This is a genomic window from Bradyrhizobium sp. USDA 3311 (assembly GCF_054062495.1).
Window position 1 is genome coordinate 4,410,278 of record NZ_JBSSFI010000001.1, and the last position, 15,911, is coordinate 4,426,188.

Consider the following 15,911-nt stretch of genomic DNA (forward strand, 5'->3'; position numbering starts at 1 on the left):
TGAGCGGCGGCATTTGCCACCCTGGATTTCCCTGCAGGGAAGGAAATTGTTGGGGGGCCGCCATGATCACGGTCCCCGCTCGATCCGGGTTTGCGATCTCCTGCTGGTCCTGCGGTCTTGAGCGCGATGCCCAAGCCAGCGGCCAGGGAGGCCTAACATGTCATTAGGCCTCGAGCTTCTTGAAAGCCAATTCTCACGCGCAGCTGTGCTGACGCCGACACATGGTCTATCCGTCGGCAGTTGGCGCCGGCTCGCGACCTTATTGAACCGGCTCTCTTTGCAATTTTGCAATTCGGTTGGCGGCCTGTGTTGCTTGATTTCGCCACGCGGTGGCGAATGGGGCGACAAGGTACGCCTACGTAGGCCAGCCAAGCCGGCTTGCCTGGACCGCGAATGCGCGAATGGAGACAGCTGGTTACAGTCGGCTGTCCGCCATTAGGCATTTGTGGGCGGTTCGGAACGCCGATCGCACCGGTATAATGCCCGCATTATGCCCGCATAATACCCGCACTATACGGTGCGATCGGTATTTCGCCATTGATTACAATGGCTTGCAGGTCTGGAAAATCGCCAAATGCGAAAAGTTTTCGTATTTGGCGATTTTGGGTTCCTCAAAGCCCTACTGCGGCACGGTGAGGTCGTCTGACAGCAGGATGGTTAGGCCACCGTACGCGCCTGAGTTGCTTCCGATCATCGGCAAAAGGTCGACGCTAAGGGACAAGTGACGCCGACCTCGATCTCCATTTTCGTGGGCACGTCGCGGAGCATTGCGGCGACACACGGCACGCCTTTCTGCTGTGAAAACTCAATTGCGAAGAGGGATCACCACTGGCCGGCTTGGATTTCAATCGTGATGAGCGCGGCCTATCGAGCCGTGTCTGTTAGGGACTTGCAGGGTGAGATGTTAGCCCGTTGCCAGACGACGACGACCGTCCATTATGTGTCGGAGGCAACCGTGTCATTCAGCGGCTCTATCCACTTCGGTGTTGTGCAGCCGACCAAGGGCTATACCGCCCGCCATAGGTTCGCGTATCAGACTTGCACGTGGGTGACCGATCGCTTCGGTCGCGTCGATTACCGGCGCTATGCCGATTGCCGGGTCGGAGGCGGCGTGTTGCTACCGATGGGCGCGCCGGAGGCGTTCGAGAACTGGGAGTATTTTCGCAGCGCGGCCGTGTGCACCGAAAAGCGGTGGGACGGGCAGGAGGGTCGAATTGTTGATTTCAGCCTCCCACGCGCGGTCCCGCGCATGTTGCTACTGCCGCTTGCGGCGTTCGCGCTACTGCCCTTCGTCGAGCGAGGCATGGCGGTGCGGCTCGATGTTGAGTGCGTCGTTGCAAGCGACGGCAAACTGAACCCGCACGCTCACGGCTGGCTCGCGCAACGCACGCTGGAGCAACACGGTTTCGGCCTGAAGGAAGAAAGGTGGAATACGCTGTTCAGGCGCGACCAAGGGCGGTACGCGCGGGCCCTCCTCGGGGGGAGGCTCACGCTTGGCTGCGCGGTCCTAGGCATCGACGCGTACGTCGATCCGCGCCGTAACGATGCGAAGGGAGCGGGAATTCCGAAGGCGCGGCGGCCGCGCCGGATGGTTTGCGCGAGCAACGAGGGCAGGGAGGTTGAGGCGATCGAACAGCTGGTGGAGAACCCTGAGCTGAAGCAAAAACACGAAGCGCCGAAGCAAGTTCCGGGGCCAGAGGATGGGGGCGTGATCGTGACAAACGCGGCCGTGTATTCTGTCGACAACAAGCGGGCAAGCAAACTCAGGATGCAGTTCGCGGATGCGGCGCAGAAGGCAGGCTACCAGCTGCATGCGCGGTTGGGTTCGCCGGCGGTGGCGCTGCGCGGGAGCTCTGTTTCCTTCGACGGCCACGCGTTCAGGATCGCGGCAACGGGCAATTCGGAGGATGCTGCAATCGTGGCGCGGTTCGTGCGCGAGCTCGACTGGCCGGCCCTGGTGGTGGAGGGAGGTGCACGCCTTGCCGACTTGTTGGCGATCGCGGCCGCCTCCGAAGGCGTGTTCATGGTCAATCGCGCCCCCAGCACCTCCGCCCGGGACCTCATTGCGCGGGAATTCTTCGGCGAGATGAAGGCCGCGATTGCCCGCCATGATCCGCTCGGGATCGCCGCAGAATTCTTTGCGAACTTTGAGGCGGACAAGGTTGGCACGCAGGCGGATGAAGCCCTCGATGCTCCCCGGCAAGTGGATGTGGTCTGCGAAGATCATCCTCAACAGCCGGCAAATCTGGTGGTGCCGAACGCCGCTCCGGTCCAGTCGAGCGATGTCGCCGATCCGGCATCCGCCGTTGCACCCATCGCTACGCCGGGCACCGACAGCCGGCGCGTGGCCGCTGGTGGGGATGTGAGGCGAACGGCTGCTTCCTCGTCCGAGGCAATCGCTCGGATGTCCGGACATCGCAGAGAGGACCCCCGGCCGCCCCGACTGGGTGTCGCCTCCAACAACCTTCCTCGATCGCCGGCGGACCTGAGGGTGCCGCGCACTGCTCCACTCCACCTGTCGCGCGAGCTCGCCGGCCTGGCTTCAGCGGTTGCGCCCATCGCGACGCCGGGCACTGACAGCCGGCGTGTGGCCGCTGGTGAGGATGCGAGCCGAACCGCCGGTTCGTCGTCCGAGGCTTTCGAAGGTCTGGAACCGCTGCCGGACGACGACTCGTGGATGGTCAAACCCGATCCAATTACGCTGGCGCGCGATGCGCGTGAACTCGAGGCCGACGCTAGGCGGCAGCGACAATATCAGGAGGACTTTGACGAATTCCTGCGTCGGAAGATCCGGCAATCGTCCGGGCTTCGGCGTGACGGCATCAGCTCCCCTGGGAGCGCGAGGCCTCGGCTGCCGACGAGGCGTCCCCAGCCGATCCCGCAGTGGCCCACCGAAATCAGCGCGGCCAGTGGTGATGCGGTCGAGACGGAGGAGCTCGACTACCAAGCGCCGCGTCCTTGACGTTCCGACCCTGCGAAATTGCGGCCCCGCGTCAGCTCACGCTTGCCAGGCAGAACACCTGTCTCGAGAGCTGTCGTTAACCATGCATGTCGAACGAGGGCTGCGGCGTGCTGGAATTTTCCGCGCGCAGGCAACATATTGGTCTGACTTCGCGTCCCTCGCGAAGGCGGCCGCCGCCGGTGCGCCAACACCAAACGACGGCCTGACCACAACGACCGACTAGGAGTCATTATGGCTAGGCATCACTATAACGCCGATTCGGCGTTCCTTCTCGCGTACTCTCTGCTGCGCTATGTCCGGTCCTGTGTGACCGGCGGCTGCGCTGTCGTGCCCGATGTCGGGCCCACCGCGGGCGGCATCTCCCTTTCCGTCATCGCCGCCACCATCAGCTAGGCACCGATCGCGAGGCTCGACGACATGCGGCGCGACGGCGTCGCGTGGATCGGTCCCGGTCCGTTGCATGCATTGGCGATCCCGCTTGCTAGCGCCACCAATCCTGGCGTCGCGATTCTTGCGAGACAGGCCACGCAAGCTGCGATGACAGCCCGCCCCCTGCCAAGTCCGGCAGGCGTTCGGCGGCGCGTCAGCCCGTCCGATGTCGTGCTTTGCGATCTCTCAAACATAGAGAGATCGATCGATGAAGTTTTCTTCCGAGATGACCCTGCAGCTTCAGCCCTGCACCCACACCATTTATCGCCCCTTCGGCGGCATCGAAGGCTATCGCCTGATCAGCGATCCGGCGGGCCGGCTCGCGGTCACGACGTTTCCAATGGAGATGGCGAGGCGGCTTTCGGCGAGCATGGACCAATGGTCTGCCTGCTATTTGCTCACAGGGGGCGGCCAAGCCTACCTCGGCCAGAGTCATTACGCGATGAAATGCATCGCCGAGCACGTGGTGGATCCCGCCAAAGCTTTCGCCAGCGATGTCTTCCTGATCCATGCGCAGGAGGAGCCGCGCACGAGGACTGGTCGACGCGGCTCTACCTGGAGCACCGTCTGAGCGAACTCGCCAGAGAGGCGGGGCTGGTTCGCCTCGCCAACACCGTGGAGCCGCGGGTTCTGCCCTGGCGGCTCGAACAGACCGCAACCTTGGAGCTGCTCGCGACGCAGGCCCGGCGCCTCCTGTTCGACGCCGGATGCCGGGTTGTCGACGGCAATCTCCTGAGCCAGCCGACCGCGCAAGGGAAGGGCGATGACAGCGACGATGCGAAGGAAGCCGTCGAGATCGCCTGCCCGACACGACCGGTGCCCGAAGAGTTCGCATTTGACTATCGCGGCATCTGGGCCCGCGGCTACCACGCCGATCAGGGGTTCGTCGTCGCGGCTGGCTCGGAGCTGCGAGCGACGGAGACCCACAGCCTGCGGAAGAACATCAAGAGGCTGCGCGCCGACCTGCTAGCCCGGGACGTCGTGGTTCCGATCGCTGGTGTGACGGATCGCCTGCGCTTCCAAGTCGATTGGTGCTTCTTCAGCGCAGCGGTCGCGGCAAAGTTCGTGGCCGGAGCTCATGTCGCCGGCACCAAGTGGGTGCTCCCCCGCAATGCGCCGCCGATCGGGCGCGCGACGTAGGAGGGCTCGCCAAATGTCCAATTCCATGATGACGCCGGGGCAGGAGCCCCGGCAAATTAGTGCGGCCGGTCTTTCCGATCATGCCGGCGACGGCGGCACGCTCGTCGGGATCAGCGTCGCCTGCAGTGGGACCGCGAAGCTTCCGCGCGATGGCAACGCTGCGAAGATCCCCGACCACTTCGCCGGTTGTCCGCGCCCTGGTTCAGATCGCGCCGCTACGTTGGTGGCGGTCGATGCCTGCGGACGCGTTTCGGGCGACGGAGTTCCTCGCCATCTGCTCCGCGCTCGAGCAGGTCGCAAGGCTGATCGAGGGGGCCGAGGTCGAGCCGGCGTTGCAAGGCAATGTGGATGCCGCGATCGCGCTGGTGCTGTCCTTGATGCCGATCAGGCGGCTCGGCGGCATCAAGACCGACATTGCGTTGACGGCCGTGCTCCGCCTTGCGCTCGAGGGCGAGCCCAGATGCGCGATTGTGCTTGCCCATGTCATCGATCGCGCCGAGCCCGATCCGTGCCGCGCCGATTTGATGTGCGCATCCTGGTTCGACTTCCGCTGCGGCCAGCCGGCTCTCCGCGGCGGCTTTGCGCCGTCCGAGAAGGCGGTGCTGAACGCGCTGCGCGCATTCGATGTCCCGCGCGCCGGTAGGGAGAGCCGGGCATGACTGTTCGGCTCGCGTCCAGCCTCAAGGCCGACATGGTGCGGGCTCGACCGGCCGGCACCGGCGGGATCGGAGCTCTGATGGAGCGCGTCGAGCCGGGCGCTGCCACGTCATGCACGCAGCGCGCCGAAGCAGTCGTGCTTACTTTGAGCGCAGTCTCCGAGGCGAGCGTGCCGATGGCGCATGGCTCTCGACTAGCCAGCCTTGGATGTCTTGTGCCTGCGCCGTTCGAGCCAGTCCCGGGCAGCCTCGTTCAAAATCTCCGACGCCGTGGTGTCGTCATCGAGGGCAGCCCGTTTGATCGACTTGATCACGTCGGCGGACAGGGTGGCAAAGAAGTTTCGTTTTTGCTGCCCGGTCGGCGCCTTGCTTTTCTTTGTGGGTTTTCTTGCGTCACTCATGAGCCTCTCCGGCGCTGAAGGGGCAAGGATTCGCACCTCAGCGAATCCTTGGGCGCGTCCAATCTAGGCGGGGTTTTGCCAAATGGCCATAGGTGGCTTTGGATATATGAAGATGGGCGCTCCAGACTTAAATATATGTATTTGTATATATATGAACGTTGACATAGGTTGATGTTTATGATTTGTTCCCCGCTGCAATGACGACGGCAGGAGGTCTGCAATGGCGAATGTGGAGCGTGACTGGCGGCTCGAGTTCGTGCTGGCGCATCCGGATCTGTTCGACCCGGTTAGCGACCCGCCAAAGGTGAAGGCCGACGTCGGCGATGGCTGGCGCGATCTGCTCGGTCGCCTCTGCAGGCGCATGGAAGCGGCCCTGCAGCCGGGCGAGACGATCCGGATCAGCCAGGTTGTAAAAAAATCCGCAGCGCTACGGGTCTATTGGCGTGGTGACGTATCGCCCGAGACGGTCGCCGGGCTTCACGAGGCCGTCGCGCTTGCCAAGGCACGCTCCGCCTGCACCTGCGAGTCCTGTGGCGAGGAGGGGCGGCTGTGCATCCTCGGTCAAGCCTCCATGATCCGTTGCGTCAACCACGTGGAAGGCGAGCTGATCCCGGCCCCGTCTGGCCAGGAGAACGTCCATCTCGTTCGCGTCCGGGCGGCCGATGGCTACCGCATTGTGGCGCGGCGTTACGACCGCGAGGACGACCGCTTCCTCGACGAGGATCCGACGATCGTGGAGGCAGGCAGGCCTGAGACGGCTGTGACCGAGAGTTGGCAGGCCGATGTGATGCAGGCGCATCCTTGTCTGTTCCAGTTCCCGCAGGGCGAGCCGATATCGTCGCCTGGCTATCCGCGCTGCAGACAGGGCTGGCGCGATGTCCTTGAGCAGCTCTGCGGCATGATCGAAGCCGCATTGGGGGAGAACGAAACCTTCGAGTTCACGCGTATCGACGAGAAACTGGGCCTGCTCTTGATCAGGTGGGTCGGCGAGGTCTCGGGCGACACCAGAGCGAGAATCGAAGAGGCCATCCGCCTCGCCGCCATACGCGCGAGCCGGACTTGCGCAACCTGCGGCCTGGATGCATCGGCCACTCAGCAATGAGCTCTGTTCCACGCAAACGCGCCGGTCTGCGACAGCGTGAGCGACTCGTCGAGCGAGAGTTCGTCGCCTGCGGGCGAACCGGAGCGACAGTGATGGCCCGATTCCAGTGCCCCTCCTGCTCCGGCAAAGGCGAGTGCGAATACACACCGCACCGTCACAATTGTCGGCTTTGCGGATCGGCGGATGTGGTGTTGCGCCTTCTGTCGATGAGCTGCCCGAGGGGGCTCGTCGCGGCACTGCTTCGGGCCGAGCGTCTCGATGATGATGATGATGACGAGGACTGACGTGCGCTTGTGGATCTTATCGGACCTACACGTGGAATTGACGAAGGGCTGGGACCTGCCGGCCGGTGATGCGCAGCCGGACTTCAACGTCATGGTGGTGGCCGGCGATCTCATCCCGCGCGCCGAACGTGGGGTGAGGTGGCTGCTCGAACGGGTCGCGGATCGGCCGGTGATCTACGTGGCCGGCAACCACGAGTACTACGGCGCCGATCTAGACCGGACGATCGAGAAGGCGAGAGCGGCAGCAATAGGCACGAACGTCCATTTTCTGCAGCACGACTCCATTCGGATCGGCGACGTCACCTTTGCTGGCGCTACGACCTGGACGGACTTCGATCTGTTCGGCGACCCGCATCGGGCCATGGCAGTCGCGGCCGAGCGGATGGTCGATTTTCGCAAGATTAGGATCGGCGGCTATTCCAAGCGCTTCCGGCCGACTTACGCGCTGGCGCGTCACATGCAGGCCCGCGCGTTCTTCGAAGCGGAGATGCGCAGGCCTCGTCCGGGAAAGCTGGTCGTGATCTCCCATCACGCCCCGCATCCCGGCGCGGGCTTGGCGCTCTCCGACCCACCAAGCCCGGACGGGATCCTCAGCGCAGCCTACCGGAGCGATCTCACGGCCCTGATGCGGCCGGCGGCGAATGACGGGCGAGGGGCGCTAAAGCCCGCCGATCTCTGGATCTACGGCCATACGCACGAATCCGAGGACCGCGTGATCGGAGCAACGCGCGTAGTTTCGAACGCGAAGGGCTATGGCCCCTGGCCGCCGCAGCAGCGCACCTGGGACAACCTAAGCTTCGACCCGAACTGCATTGTCGAGATCTGAAGGGCAGGAGCAAGCCATGGCTGATCTCGATGACAACCGGACGGGAGCAACGCGCTTTCGTCCATCCTTGTACGAGTGAGAAAGTAACATCATGTACGACGAAAAACAGGCCGAGGGCCCCACCGATCTTTTTGTCTCCGCTAAGACCACGACCGCGGTCCCGGTACGACACCCGGCGCTGCGCGATGCGCTGATCCAGGCCTCCCTCGATCCGCGGGTGCGGTCCATCGATTACATCGCCTCCGCCCGGGTCGCCTCCGTACAGGTCCCGCTCGATGCCGTCATCATCCAGCGAGAGAATGGCCGCTATGTCCTCGACGTCGTCCCGGGGCAGCGCATCCGCGACGTCGATGACGAAGGCCTCGTGCTGATCGCGCGAGATGACCTCAAACTTGAGCCGCTTGAGCTCACCACTGAGGAGATCCGGCGCGAGCCACGCCACGCCAATGCGAAACTGGTCTGGTCCTACAACAACGTGCCCGTTCCGATCGGGTTGCGCCTGCAAATCCTGCAAGTCCTGCTCGATGAGGGCCCAATGCCGCTCGGCCAGTTGCTCAAGGCCGTGGCCGCCGAAAGCGATCCCGCCGCGGCGGTGATGGCGCTCGCCTGCGCCAATCTTGTCTCTCTCGATCTGCTCACGCAGCCGCTGAGCCCCGCCACGCTTGTGCGATGCTGCGCGGACCGCGCATGAGCTCTGACGACGAAGCCGACCGGCCGGTTGAAGACGTTGTCTCGACGGGTGCGGCAGCCGATTCCGCTGATTGTGATGAGCGCCTGAAGGGACTGCCGCGCCTCCTGCGCTACGCCGTGCTGAGCACCAACGGAGCCCAGCATGTCTCGGAGCGACTGATCGCAGAGATCCATGAGTTGTGCCCGCAGCTGCCGCACAGCGCCGCCTGGGCCTCGGAGCGAACGTTTGATGCCGGAGTGGCACTCGCAGCCGAACTCGATCATCGTGCCGTCACGCGAGACGAGCCGAACTTGCGGAGCCTGGCCGACTGCGTCCGGTTGCTGTCGCTGCCGACGCCGCGCAGTTCTCATCAGCTTGAGGAGCACCAAAGGGTCGGCAAAGCACTGGTTCACGCTCTTTATGAGACCCTTGGGCATGTGGAGAAGGAGCTCAGCTGCGATATCGAGCAGTTCACCTTCGGTTGGGCAGCGCTGCCGGCTTGCACAGGAATGCTGTCCGGCAGCCTTTCGGCAGCGGCGAACGCGATCTACCTCGGAGGCCGCATGGTCGAGCGCCGCCTCGCTGCTGCAAAGGCAAAGATCCGGCAGCAGTTCGAGGAAGCGTACCGGCAGAAAGCTGAGAAGGAGGACGAGATGTCCGCCGGCGGGGAGGCGCCGGCGAGCGTCGACGCGAAAGCCATTCCCAAGCGCCACGTCATGGTCGCCCGCCTGTCCGAACTCGAGATGAAGAACACCAAGCTCAAGGAAATCCTGGTCCCTCTCAAGCATGCCATCAACACGCCCCTGCCGCTGATCGAGGCGCCGCCGTTGCACAAGGTCCGCAACGCGCTGGCATTCGAGTTTCCCTGGGCGATGAACGTGATCGACTTCGCGCTCGCCGATCTCGTCGGCCGTGCGACGGTCCACCTGCGCCCCCTGCTGTTGGTCGGCCCGCCCGGCGCTGCCAAGAGCCGATTCGCCCGACGGCTCGGTGAGACCCTCGGCGTCAGCATTTGGCGGGAGGATGCCGCGCGCGCCGACGGCGCCGTGTTCGGCGGTACGGACAGGCGCTGGAATTCCGCCGAACCCTGCCACGCATTTCTGGCGATCGCACAAGGCAAAATCGCCAATCCGCTCGTGTTGATCGACGAATTGGAGAAGGCCGGCACACGCTCCGACTATGGCCGGCTTTGGGACGCCTTGCTCGCCTTTCTCGAGCCCGAGACCAGTGCCCGCTTTCCCGATCCGGCCTTGCTCACGCCTGTCGATGTCTCGCACGTTTCCTACATAGCTACGGCGAACAGCCTCGATCCGCTGCCCTCGCCGATCCGCGACAGGTTTCGCGTGGTGACGTTTCCGAGCCCGGCTCCCGACGACCTCGACGCCCTGCTGCCGGCCGTGATGGTCGATCTCGCGCGGGAGCGCGGCCTCGATGCCGTTTGGGTCCCGCCGCTGGACGGCACCGAGCGCGCCGCGATCGCGCACAACTGGAGGGGCGGCTCGTTGCGGCAGCTGCGCCGCATGGTGGAGGCGATCCTGCGCGAGCGCGATCTGCGGGCGGCGAGAAATTGAAGATGGTGGGCTCTGTGAATATCGGCCTCGTCAATGTGCCTGCAGAACGCTCCCCGCGGGCCGGTAGTATCGCCCTCGACGTTAGCGATGGCCTCCCAGAGCGCCCCGTCCAGCGTCGGCAAGCCCACGAAATTCGGACAAGCCGTTTATGCAAGGTCTTATCATGAGATTGCTGGATGCCCAAGTATGCGAGGGCGAGTTGCTGCTCGTCCTGCGCAGAGATTCCGCCGAGATGTTCACCGCTAAGGCGATGATCGCCGGTATTCTCGGAACTAGGGTTCATCTCGTCACGCCGGGAATGATGCGCCGGATCAGGAGCGGCCAGAGCAAAGCCGGCGAATCCACGCTGGAGTTCCTCGCTCGGATCGCAATTATCGAGACCATTGCCGGCAGCCTCTCGGCGGATGAGCCGGTCATCGTGCGGTACTCCGGCGTAATGAGCGGCAATCCGGTCTTCCGGGGCACGCGCGTGCCGCCGGGGCCGGTCTTCGCGACACTGGCCAACAGATCGGCCGACGAGATCGTGCGCGTGGACTATCCCTCGCTCTCACCGGATGAGATCAAAACTGCCCTGCAGCAGGCCTGCCGTCTGCTCGAGCGCGATGCGCCGGTGGTGAAGCGGGGCTGAAATGACCCTTGTCTCCATCAAGAGCGACCGGACTACCTGCACACGGCTACGTCACAATGTTCGGCTCGGAGAGGGAGAGCTTAGGTACAGATGGACGTTTTCGGGTTAAACGACCTCACGGCTGCATTGGGTCTCCTCCATGGAGAATAGCTCACGGCCGCTGGGGCTCGAACGCCTTCGCGGCGAGCAAGATCGCTTCCCGCAAAATCGCAAAGACAAGCAGTCGAAGGAGCCGTACCTATCCGCTGAGCGCCGCGATCCTCTCTCGGATCACTGTCCGCGCTCCTCGGGATCGTGCGCGACGAACCCGAGGCGCAAGCCATTGAACTCGCGACCGGCGGCAGCCGCGACGAAATCCCCGGCCGGCCCTTCGCCGAGCCGGACCACGGCGCAGATATCGATCACCCCCAAGATCGAAGCTCAGTCCTGGCTTGCACGCGAGGCCCGATCACGACTTTGGGAAGGGAAGAGGACGTCTTGCCGAGCTGCGTGCTTCGTTCACGTCGAAATCAGGATCTCGGGCAATTTTCGTGCGCGCTTGGAGACATCATTCGAGCCTCGCAAGTGTCTGCATTGATTCGCAAAGATCCGATCGCACCGTATGATGCCTGTATAATACCGGCATTATGCCTGCGCGATAGACACTAACCGAGGTAATAAAGTTGCTCGCTGACTTATTGAGCCTCTGTGATCCATTTCGCGTCTTCGAACACCTGCCTTCACGCAAAGGCCCAACGCGTCGCTCACGGCCACGCATGCCCAGTCGGCTTGGGCTTTGGTTGCAGGGGCCTCGAAGGAGATCACAAATCTTGCTTCCAATGAAGGAGACTGCGATTGATTCCGCGGAAGCCTAAATATCTCTGGTGGGCGCCCTGGTGCGGCGCGTTCCGGCCGAGGGATACGACTCGATCGCCGGCGCAACCATCTGGACGGACTTCGACCTGTTCGGCGATCCGCATCGCGCCATGATGGTCGCGGTCGAACGGATGAATGATTTCCGCAAGGTTAGGATCGGGCGCTATGTCGAGCGCTTCCGGCCAAGCCACGTGCTGGCCCGGCACCGGCAGGCCCGCGCGTTCCTCGAACTGGAGATGCGCAAGCCGCGCGTGGGCAAGCTGGTCGTGATCACCCATCACGCCCCGCATCCTGGCGCTGCTTTGGCACCGTCAGATCCCCCGAGGCCGGACGATATCCTCAATGCGGCCTACCGCAGCGACGGCCTCGATGCGGCCGGCGGCGGATGACGGGCGCGGCGCCTTAAGGTCCGCCGATCTCTGGGTCTACAGCCATACCCACGAGTCCGATGACACCGTCATCGGTGCAACGCGCGTGGCGTCGAACGCCAAGGGCTACGGACCCTGGATGCCACAACAGCGTACCTGGGACAACCGGAGCTTTGATCCCAACCTGATCATCGAGATCTGAAGGCAGAGCACTTATGAGTGAACGTTCAAGGTCATGTACGACACAAAAGAGGCCGAGGGCCTCACCGCTCTCTTCGTCTCGATCAAGACCACGACCGCGATCCCGGTGCGACACCCGGCGCTGCGCGATGCACTGGTCCAGGCCTCCCTCGATCGCGGGTGCGGTCCATCGATTACGTCGCCTCAGCCCGCGTTGCGTTGGCGCAGGTCACGATCGATGCGGTCGTCGTCAACTATGAGGATGGCCCCTATTTCCTTGACGTTGTCCCAGCGCGGCGCATGCGCGACCTCGAGGACGAGGGCCTCATGTTGATCGCGCTAAGTGAACTCCAGCTCAAGCCGCTTGTTTTGACGGCCGAAGATATTCGGCGCGAACCGCGCCGCGCCAACGCGAACCTGGTCTGGTCCTACTGCGACGTGACTATTCCGATCGGGCTGCGCATTCGCATCATGCAGGTCCTCCTCGACGAGGGGCCAATGCCGCTCGGCCAACTGCTCAAGTAAGCGATCCCGCGCCGACGGTGATGGCGCTCGCCTGCGCCAATCTCGTCCATCTCGATCTCTCCGCCCAGCCGCTGACCTTGACCACGCTCGTGCAACTTAGCACGCAAGCACGCTACGAACGAACTCCGACGAAGAAATATGCGAACTGCCGGCTGCCGTCGAAGAGGTTGTCGCGATGGGAGCCGATCCGGCCGACTGTAACAAACACGTCGGCAACCCTACCTCGATTCGGCTCCGGTCCCTGTGATTGTCGAACCAGAGTGGAGATTGTTGGTCGCCGCTACCTCGGGCCCGAAAAGGCGGTCGCTCGGCACGCTACCGGGATGTTCATTGTGGCCGAATAAGCTCGCTCCCAGCCTCCGGAACTAAACCGGAGTGCCCCGGCCGCGGAGCGGCGCAAAATATCGGTTTTCCCCGCATCCCTCGTCGGGCGTTATTGACTCTTCTCGCTCCAGAGGTCCGACTAAGCCGCCAAGTGATCCTCAATCCCCTGATGTCGCCAAGGAGTTGTCCGATGAGTCGAAATGCTGCCAAGCCCGTTGCGGCTCGGCCCAAGCTTGTACTCCATACGCCCCCATTCAAGGACGGACGTCCAAACTGGGTCAAATATTGGTACATCGTAGACGGAGCCAGGCTGATCCCGACCGATAAGACCTATAGCGAGGAGAAGAGTGCACGCCGCCTCCTCGCGCAGCACGTGATGGCGAATGCCAAACGTCCCCGACGAGGCGTGGCGGCCCTACGAGTTCGCTAGTCGGCTCGGCGGCCGCTGTAGCTGTCGCGGGGCGGTGTTTCCCGATTTAAGAAGCACCAACGACGATTCGGGCAGAGTAGAAGCCCTGCACCGGCGGAGATCGAAGCCGCGATGGGTCGTGATGGGGACGGGCGTATCGTGCTCGAAATCGAACGGCCGGGCGCCCAGAGCTCTGCCGACAGCACATCATGTGTCCCAATTGTGAGTCGTCGGGCGACGCGCACTATTTCTGCCAGTTGGCAATATCGGCAGCTTGCTCGGTGCCCCCCTCGCGACTGTCAGCTCCAAGGGATGCGAGGTCATACGCTAACCCATGCGTCCCCGGAAATGCATACGTATAGGGGTTTGCCCCAGGGATCGTTCGGAACCACGTTGCCTTTCAAGTAAGGGCCGTTCCGGCGCTCGACATTGGTCGGCTTCTGCACAAGCGTAGCCAATCCAACACCAGTCGCCGGATACGTGCCATTGTCGAGATAATGCAGGTCAAGCGCCTGGGCGAAGCCTTCGATTTGAATTCTGGCTGCCTTGATTTTCGATTCCGAAAGATGGTTGGCCGACGAGGCCCACGACGAGACCTATGATGGTAGTCACGACGAGCATTTCAACGAGCGTGAAGCCGTCCTGCTGTACCAAAAGGCGGTGAAGGGAGCGGTTTGACGGATTCAAACGATGCTGACGTTGGCGCATTACTCGACCTGACCTTGCTAGGAGACCGCAAGAAAAACTCGCTTGGACAGTGGATTGACGCCGCTCAGCCTTTGACCCACACCGCGACTCAGGAGTTGGCTCCGCATGCGCAATCATGCGCTCGATCGAGGCAAGCTATGGTCGCAGCTAGAGGTCCGCTTTCTGACGAGAATGCCGCGCGGATGATGGCTGCGCTTCCTTCAGGGATCCCGCATCCGGTCCAGCGCACGTTGCATTTCCCTGAAGCGGCGCGGTCCAATCCTTTCGGCGATCGCCGTCTCGCATCCGGCGATCGCCGGCCGTAAGCGGCCTAAGAGTGCGGCGCCGGCTTCGGTCAGATAAAGCACGTAGTAGCGGCGGTTGACGGCAGAGGCGGAGCGCTGCACCAGACCGTGCCGCTCCAGATCGTCCACTAGCCTTCCGATTCCAGCGCGATTAATCGATAGCGATTGCGCGATGGCGAACTGATTGGCGCCCGGATTGGCCTCGATCATGGACAGCACGAAGAATTGCGACGGGCCGATCTCAAAGGCCGCGAGCCGGCGGCTGACATCTTTGAACATCCAAAGTTGTGCCCGCCGGATGCGATCGATGAGCAAATGGGATAGATCCGCAGGGGCTAGCACCGCTGGCCCGGCCGGTTCTGCGGCTGGCGCGGCTCGCGGTGGCCTTGCGACGCGCGGCCGCCTCAGTCTCTTGGCGATGCGTCTCCTATCGCCTGCCTTCTCCGGCTCCATCGACGGCCACAATTGTGTTCGGGTTCAGCACGGCTAGAATCGAGTAGTTCCGGTGACGTTTATCATGATGCTCAAATCAAAAAAGGCCGCGTCGCAACAAGTTCATTTTTTTGCTTTCAGCCCAATCTTGACCAGCCGGCGGATGGCTTCGGAGCGTGAGGGAAGGTCCGCCTGTGCGCTGGCCCATTTGTCGACGGCAGTAGCGACATCGGGCGACAATCGGACAGCGGAGACGGGATAGACCCCACCAGCCTTCTTCGGACGCCCTCGAGATTTTTTGTTTACGGAAATTGATTTCTTCATATTTTCAGTTTACAGAAAATCGAGCCGAAACGGAAGTTGCAATTCCGCTCGGCCTAACCTGCACCATAAAGGGTTTTCAAGATGCCAAGGCTGACAGCGTGTATAGCACGCCACTTGCAAACTCGCCCATAGAACGGCCAGCGGATTCTGCTGGTGAGCTTTACGGTCGAACCGACATTTCCTCCGAGCAGTTCTTCCAAGCGCTCGGGCGCGCCCGACAGGCCGCCCGTGACGAAATTGAGCGGCTGATGACCGAACATCATCCGACCAGCGATCAGTGCTCAGAGCAACATGATGGCCGCAATGGCAATAGACTAGGATGCCACGCAGGCCCATTTTCTGCTTTACTCGAGCGACAGCAAGCGCATCGCCAGTCCTCGATCGCTCAGGTGGAGCAGGACGTCGCGCCAATCGAGGCGGGCTGGAGACGCCTTCGGGGCCGGTTGCCGAGTAAATTTACGATCGGATCGCCGTTCTCGCGGCCCAGAACGGCCAATCGATAAGACTGGCAGATGCGCTATAGATCAGTAGGTTGCTTCTAGCGATAGGTCACCGATCAGATGCTGAGGTTGTTAGTGTTAGTCGCCTTGTTGCTGCTGCCGACAAATCCACTCGGGGCCGGCGCTACGATTGTCGGTGCTGGGTCTCAATCGTGCACGGCCTGGACGAACAGAGCCAAGAGCGCCGTTGTCAAGGGCGCTTTTGAATCTTGGGTCGTTGGCTTTATTAGCGGACTAAATGTTAGTGGTGATAGGGAAATTGTAGGTGGCGGCGATTTCGCCGCGATCGTCGGTTGGATGGATCGACGCTGCAAATCGCATCCTGCAGACCAA

General features: G+C 62.7%; 16 protein-coding genes and 1 pseudogene. 13 read left to right on the forward strand and 4 right to left on the reverse strand.

Features of this window, described 5'->3' with window-relative positions; all coding sequences use genetic code 11:
- Positions 1-853: 853 nt before the first annotated feature.
- From ACVWW6_RS20890 to ACVWW6_RS20910, 5 genes are all read left to right on the forward strand, one after another.
- Positions 854-2,962, forward strand: a complete 2,109-nt coding sequence (locus ACVWW6_RS20890) for a MobA/MobL family protein (protein WP_456681348.1) — start codon at positions 854-856, stop codon at positions 2,960-2,962.
- 231 nt (positions 2,963-3,193) lie between these two features.
- Complete coding sequence (locus ACVWW6_RS20895; RefSeq protein WP_271553577.1) at positions 3,194-3,355, forward strand: hypothetical protein; 162 nt, start codon at positions 3,194-3,196, stop codon at positions 3,353-3,355.
- 244 nt (positions 3,356-3,599) lie between these two features.
- Entirely contained in the window at positions 3,600-3,962 is a 363-nt protein-coding gene (locus ACVWW6_RS20900) for a hypothetical protein (RefSeq protein ID WP_456681349.1), read from the forward strand.
- Between the two features lie 89 nt (positions 3,963-4,051).
- A complete protein-coding gene (locus tag ACVWW6_RS20905; protein WP_456681350.1) occupies positions 4,052-4,531 on the forward strand; it encodes a hypothetical protein in 480 nt (159 codons plus the stop codon).
- 233 nt (positions 4,532-4,764) lie between these two features.
- Entirely contained in the window at positions 4,765-5,190 is a 426-nt protein-coding gene (locus ACVWW6_RS20910) for a hypothetical protein (protein WP_271553573.1), read from the forward strand.
- 191 nt (positions 5,191-5,381) lie between these two features.
- Here the strand turns inward: ACVWW6_RS20910 and ACVWW6_RS20915 are convergent, their stop codons facing one another.
- Complete coding sequence (locus tag ACVWW6_RS20915; protein ID WP_271553572.1) at positions 5,382-5,588, reverse strand: hypothetical protein; 207 nt, start codon at positions 5,586-5,588, stop codon at positions 5,382-5,384.
- Between the two features lie 220 nt (positions 5,589-5,808).
- On the opposite strand from ACVWW6_RS20915, the gene ACVWW6_RS20920 reads away from it, so the two are divergent.
- The 5 genes from ACVWW6_RS20920 to ACVWW6_RS20940 all read left to right on the forward strand — a co-directional run bounded on the left by ACVWW6_RS20920 (position 5,809) and on the right by ACVWW6_RS20940 (position 10,669).
- Entirely contained in the window at positions 5,809-6,690 is an 882-nt protein-coding gene (locus tag ACVWW6_RS20920) for a hypothetical protein (protein ID WP_271553571.1), read from the forward strand.
- Between the two features lie 258 nt (positions 6,691-6,948).
- Positions 6,949-7,800 carry a metallophosphoesterase gene (locus ACVWW6_RS20925; RefSeq protein ID WP_271553570.1) on the forward strand — a complete coding sequence of 284 codons (852 nt, stop codon included), beginning with the start codon at positions 6,949-6,951 and terminating at the stop codon, positions 7,798-7,800.
- Between the two features lie 91 nt (positions 7,801-7,891).
- A complete protein-coding gene (locus tag ACVWW6_RS20930; protein WP_271553569.1) occupies positions 7,892-8,491 on the forward strand; it encodes a hypothetical protein in 600 nt (199 codons plus the stop codon).
- Positions 8,488-10,041, forward strand: a complete 1,554-nt coding sequence (locus tag ACVWW6_RS20935) for an AAA family ATPase (RefSeq protein ID WP_271553567.1) — start codon at positions 8,488-8,490, stop codon at positions 10,039-10,041. The genes ACVWW6_RS20930 and ACVWW6_RS20935 overlap by 4 nt, the downstream gene beginning before the upstream one ends.
- A 163-nt stretch (positions 10,042-10,204) precedes the next feature.
- Complete coding sequence (locus ACVWW6_RS20940; RefSeq protein ID WP_271553566.1) at positions 10,205-10,669, forward strand: DUF433 domain-containing protein; 465 nt, start codon at positions 10,205-10,207, stop codon at positions 10,667-10,669.
- A gap of 270 nt (positions 10,670-10,939) precedes the next feature.
- Here ACVWW6_RS20940 and ACVWW6_RS20945 read toward each other — a convergent pair whose 3' ends face one another.
- Positions 10,940-11,080 (reverse strand): hypothetical protein, encoded by a 141-nt coding sequence (locus ACVWW6_RS20945; RefSeq protein ID WP_271553565.1) that lies wholly within the window; start codon positions 11,078-11,080, stop codon positions 10,940-10,942.
- A gap of 452 nt (positions 11,081-11,532) precedes the next feature.
- Between ACVWW6_RS20945 and ACVWW6_RS20950 the strand changes: the two genes are divergently transcribed.
- The 3 genes from ACVWW6_RS20950 (at position 11,533) to ACVWW6_RS20960 (ending at position 12,597) form a co-directional block, all read left to right on the forward strand.
- Entirely contained in the window at positions 11,533-11,913 is a 381-nt protein-coding gene (locus ACVWW6_RS20950; RefSeq protein WP_271553564.1) for a hypothetical protein, read from the forward strand.
- Positions 11,867-12,094, forward strand: coding sequence for a hypothetical protein (locus ACVWW6_RS20955; protein ID WP_271553562.1), 228 nt, complete (start codon positions 11,867-11,869; stop codon positions 12,092-12,094). The genes ACVWW6_RS20950 and ACVWW6_RS20955 overlap by 47 nt, the downstream gene beginning before the upstream one ends.
- A 158-nt stretch (positions 12,095-12,252) precedes the next feature.
- Positions 12,253-12,597, forward strand: a complete 345-nt coding sequence (locus ACVWW6_RS20960; protein WP_271553561.1) for a hypothetical protein — start codon at positions 12,253-12,255, stop codon at positions 12,595-12,597.
- Positions 12,598-13,574: 977 nt separating this feature from the next.
- On the opposite strand, the pseudogene gspG reads toward ACVWW6_RS20960, so the two are convergent.
- A pseudogene (gspG, locus tag ACVWW6_RS20965) lies at positions 13,575-14,038 on the reverse strand (type II secretion system major pseudopilin GspG).
- 200 nt (positions 14,039-14,238) lie between these two features.
- On the reverse strand, positions 14,239-14,637 hold the full coding sequence (locus ACVWW6_RS20970; protein WP_271553560.1) for a MarR family winged helix-turn-helix transcriptional regulator: 399 nt from the start codon (positions 14,635-14,637) through the stop codon (positions 14,239-14,241).
- Positions 14,638-15,911 lie beyond the last annotated feature (1,274 nt).

What these genes read in the sequence shown, in the direction of transcription:
- ACVWW6_RS20890 (WP_456681348.1), top strand. Translation starts at nt 854, where the DNA reads ATGAGCGCGGCCTATCGAGCCGTGTCTGTTAGGGACTTGCAGGGTGAG.
- ACVWW6_RS20895 (WP_271553577.1), top strand. Translation starts at nt 3,194, where the DNA reads ATGGCTAGGCATCACTATAACGCCGATTCGGCGTTCCTTCTCGCGTAC.
- ACVWW6_RS20900 (WP_456681349.1), top strand. Translation starts at nt 3,600, where the DNA reads ATGAAGTTTTCTTCCGAGATGACCCTGCAGCTTCAGCCCTGCACCCAC.
- ACVWW6_RS20910 (WP_271553573.1), top strand. Translation starts at nt 4,765, where the DNA reads ATGCCTGCGGACGCGTTTCGGGCGACGGAGTTCCTCGCCATCTGCTCC.
- ACVWW6_RS20915 (WP_271553572.1), bottom strand. Translation starts at nt 5,588, where the DNA reads ATGAGTGACGCAAGAAAACCCACAAAGAAAAGCAAGGCGCCGACCGGG.
- ACVWW6_RS20920 (WP_271553571.1), top strand. Translation starts at nt 5,809, where the DNA reads ATGGCGAATGTGGAGCGTGACTGGCGGCTCGAGTTCGTGCTGGCGCAT.
- ACVWW6_RS20925 (WP_271553570.1), top strand. Translation starts at nt 6,949, where the DNA reads ATGATGATGATGATGACGAGGACTGACGTGCGCTTGTGGATCTTATCG.
- ACVWW6_RS20930 (WP_271553569.1), top strand. Translation starts at nt 7,892, where the DNA reads ATGTACGACGAAAAACAGGCCGAGGGCCCCACCGATCTTTTTGTCTCC.
- ACVWW6_RS20935 (WP_271553567.1), top strand. Translation starts at nt 8,488, where the DNA reads ATGAGCTCTGACGACGAAGCCGACCGGCCGGTTGAAGACGTTGTCTCG.
- ACVWW6_RS20940 (WP_271553566.1), top strand. Translation starts at nt 10,205, where the DNA reads ATGAGATTGCTGGATGCCCAAGTATGCGAGGGCGAGTTGCTGCTCGTC.
- ACVWW6_RS20955 (WP_271553562.1), top strand. Translation starts at nt 11,867, where the DNA reads ATGCGGCCTACCGCAGCGACGGCCTCGATGCGGCCGGCGGCGGATGAC.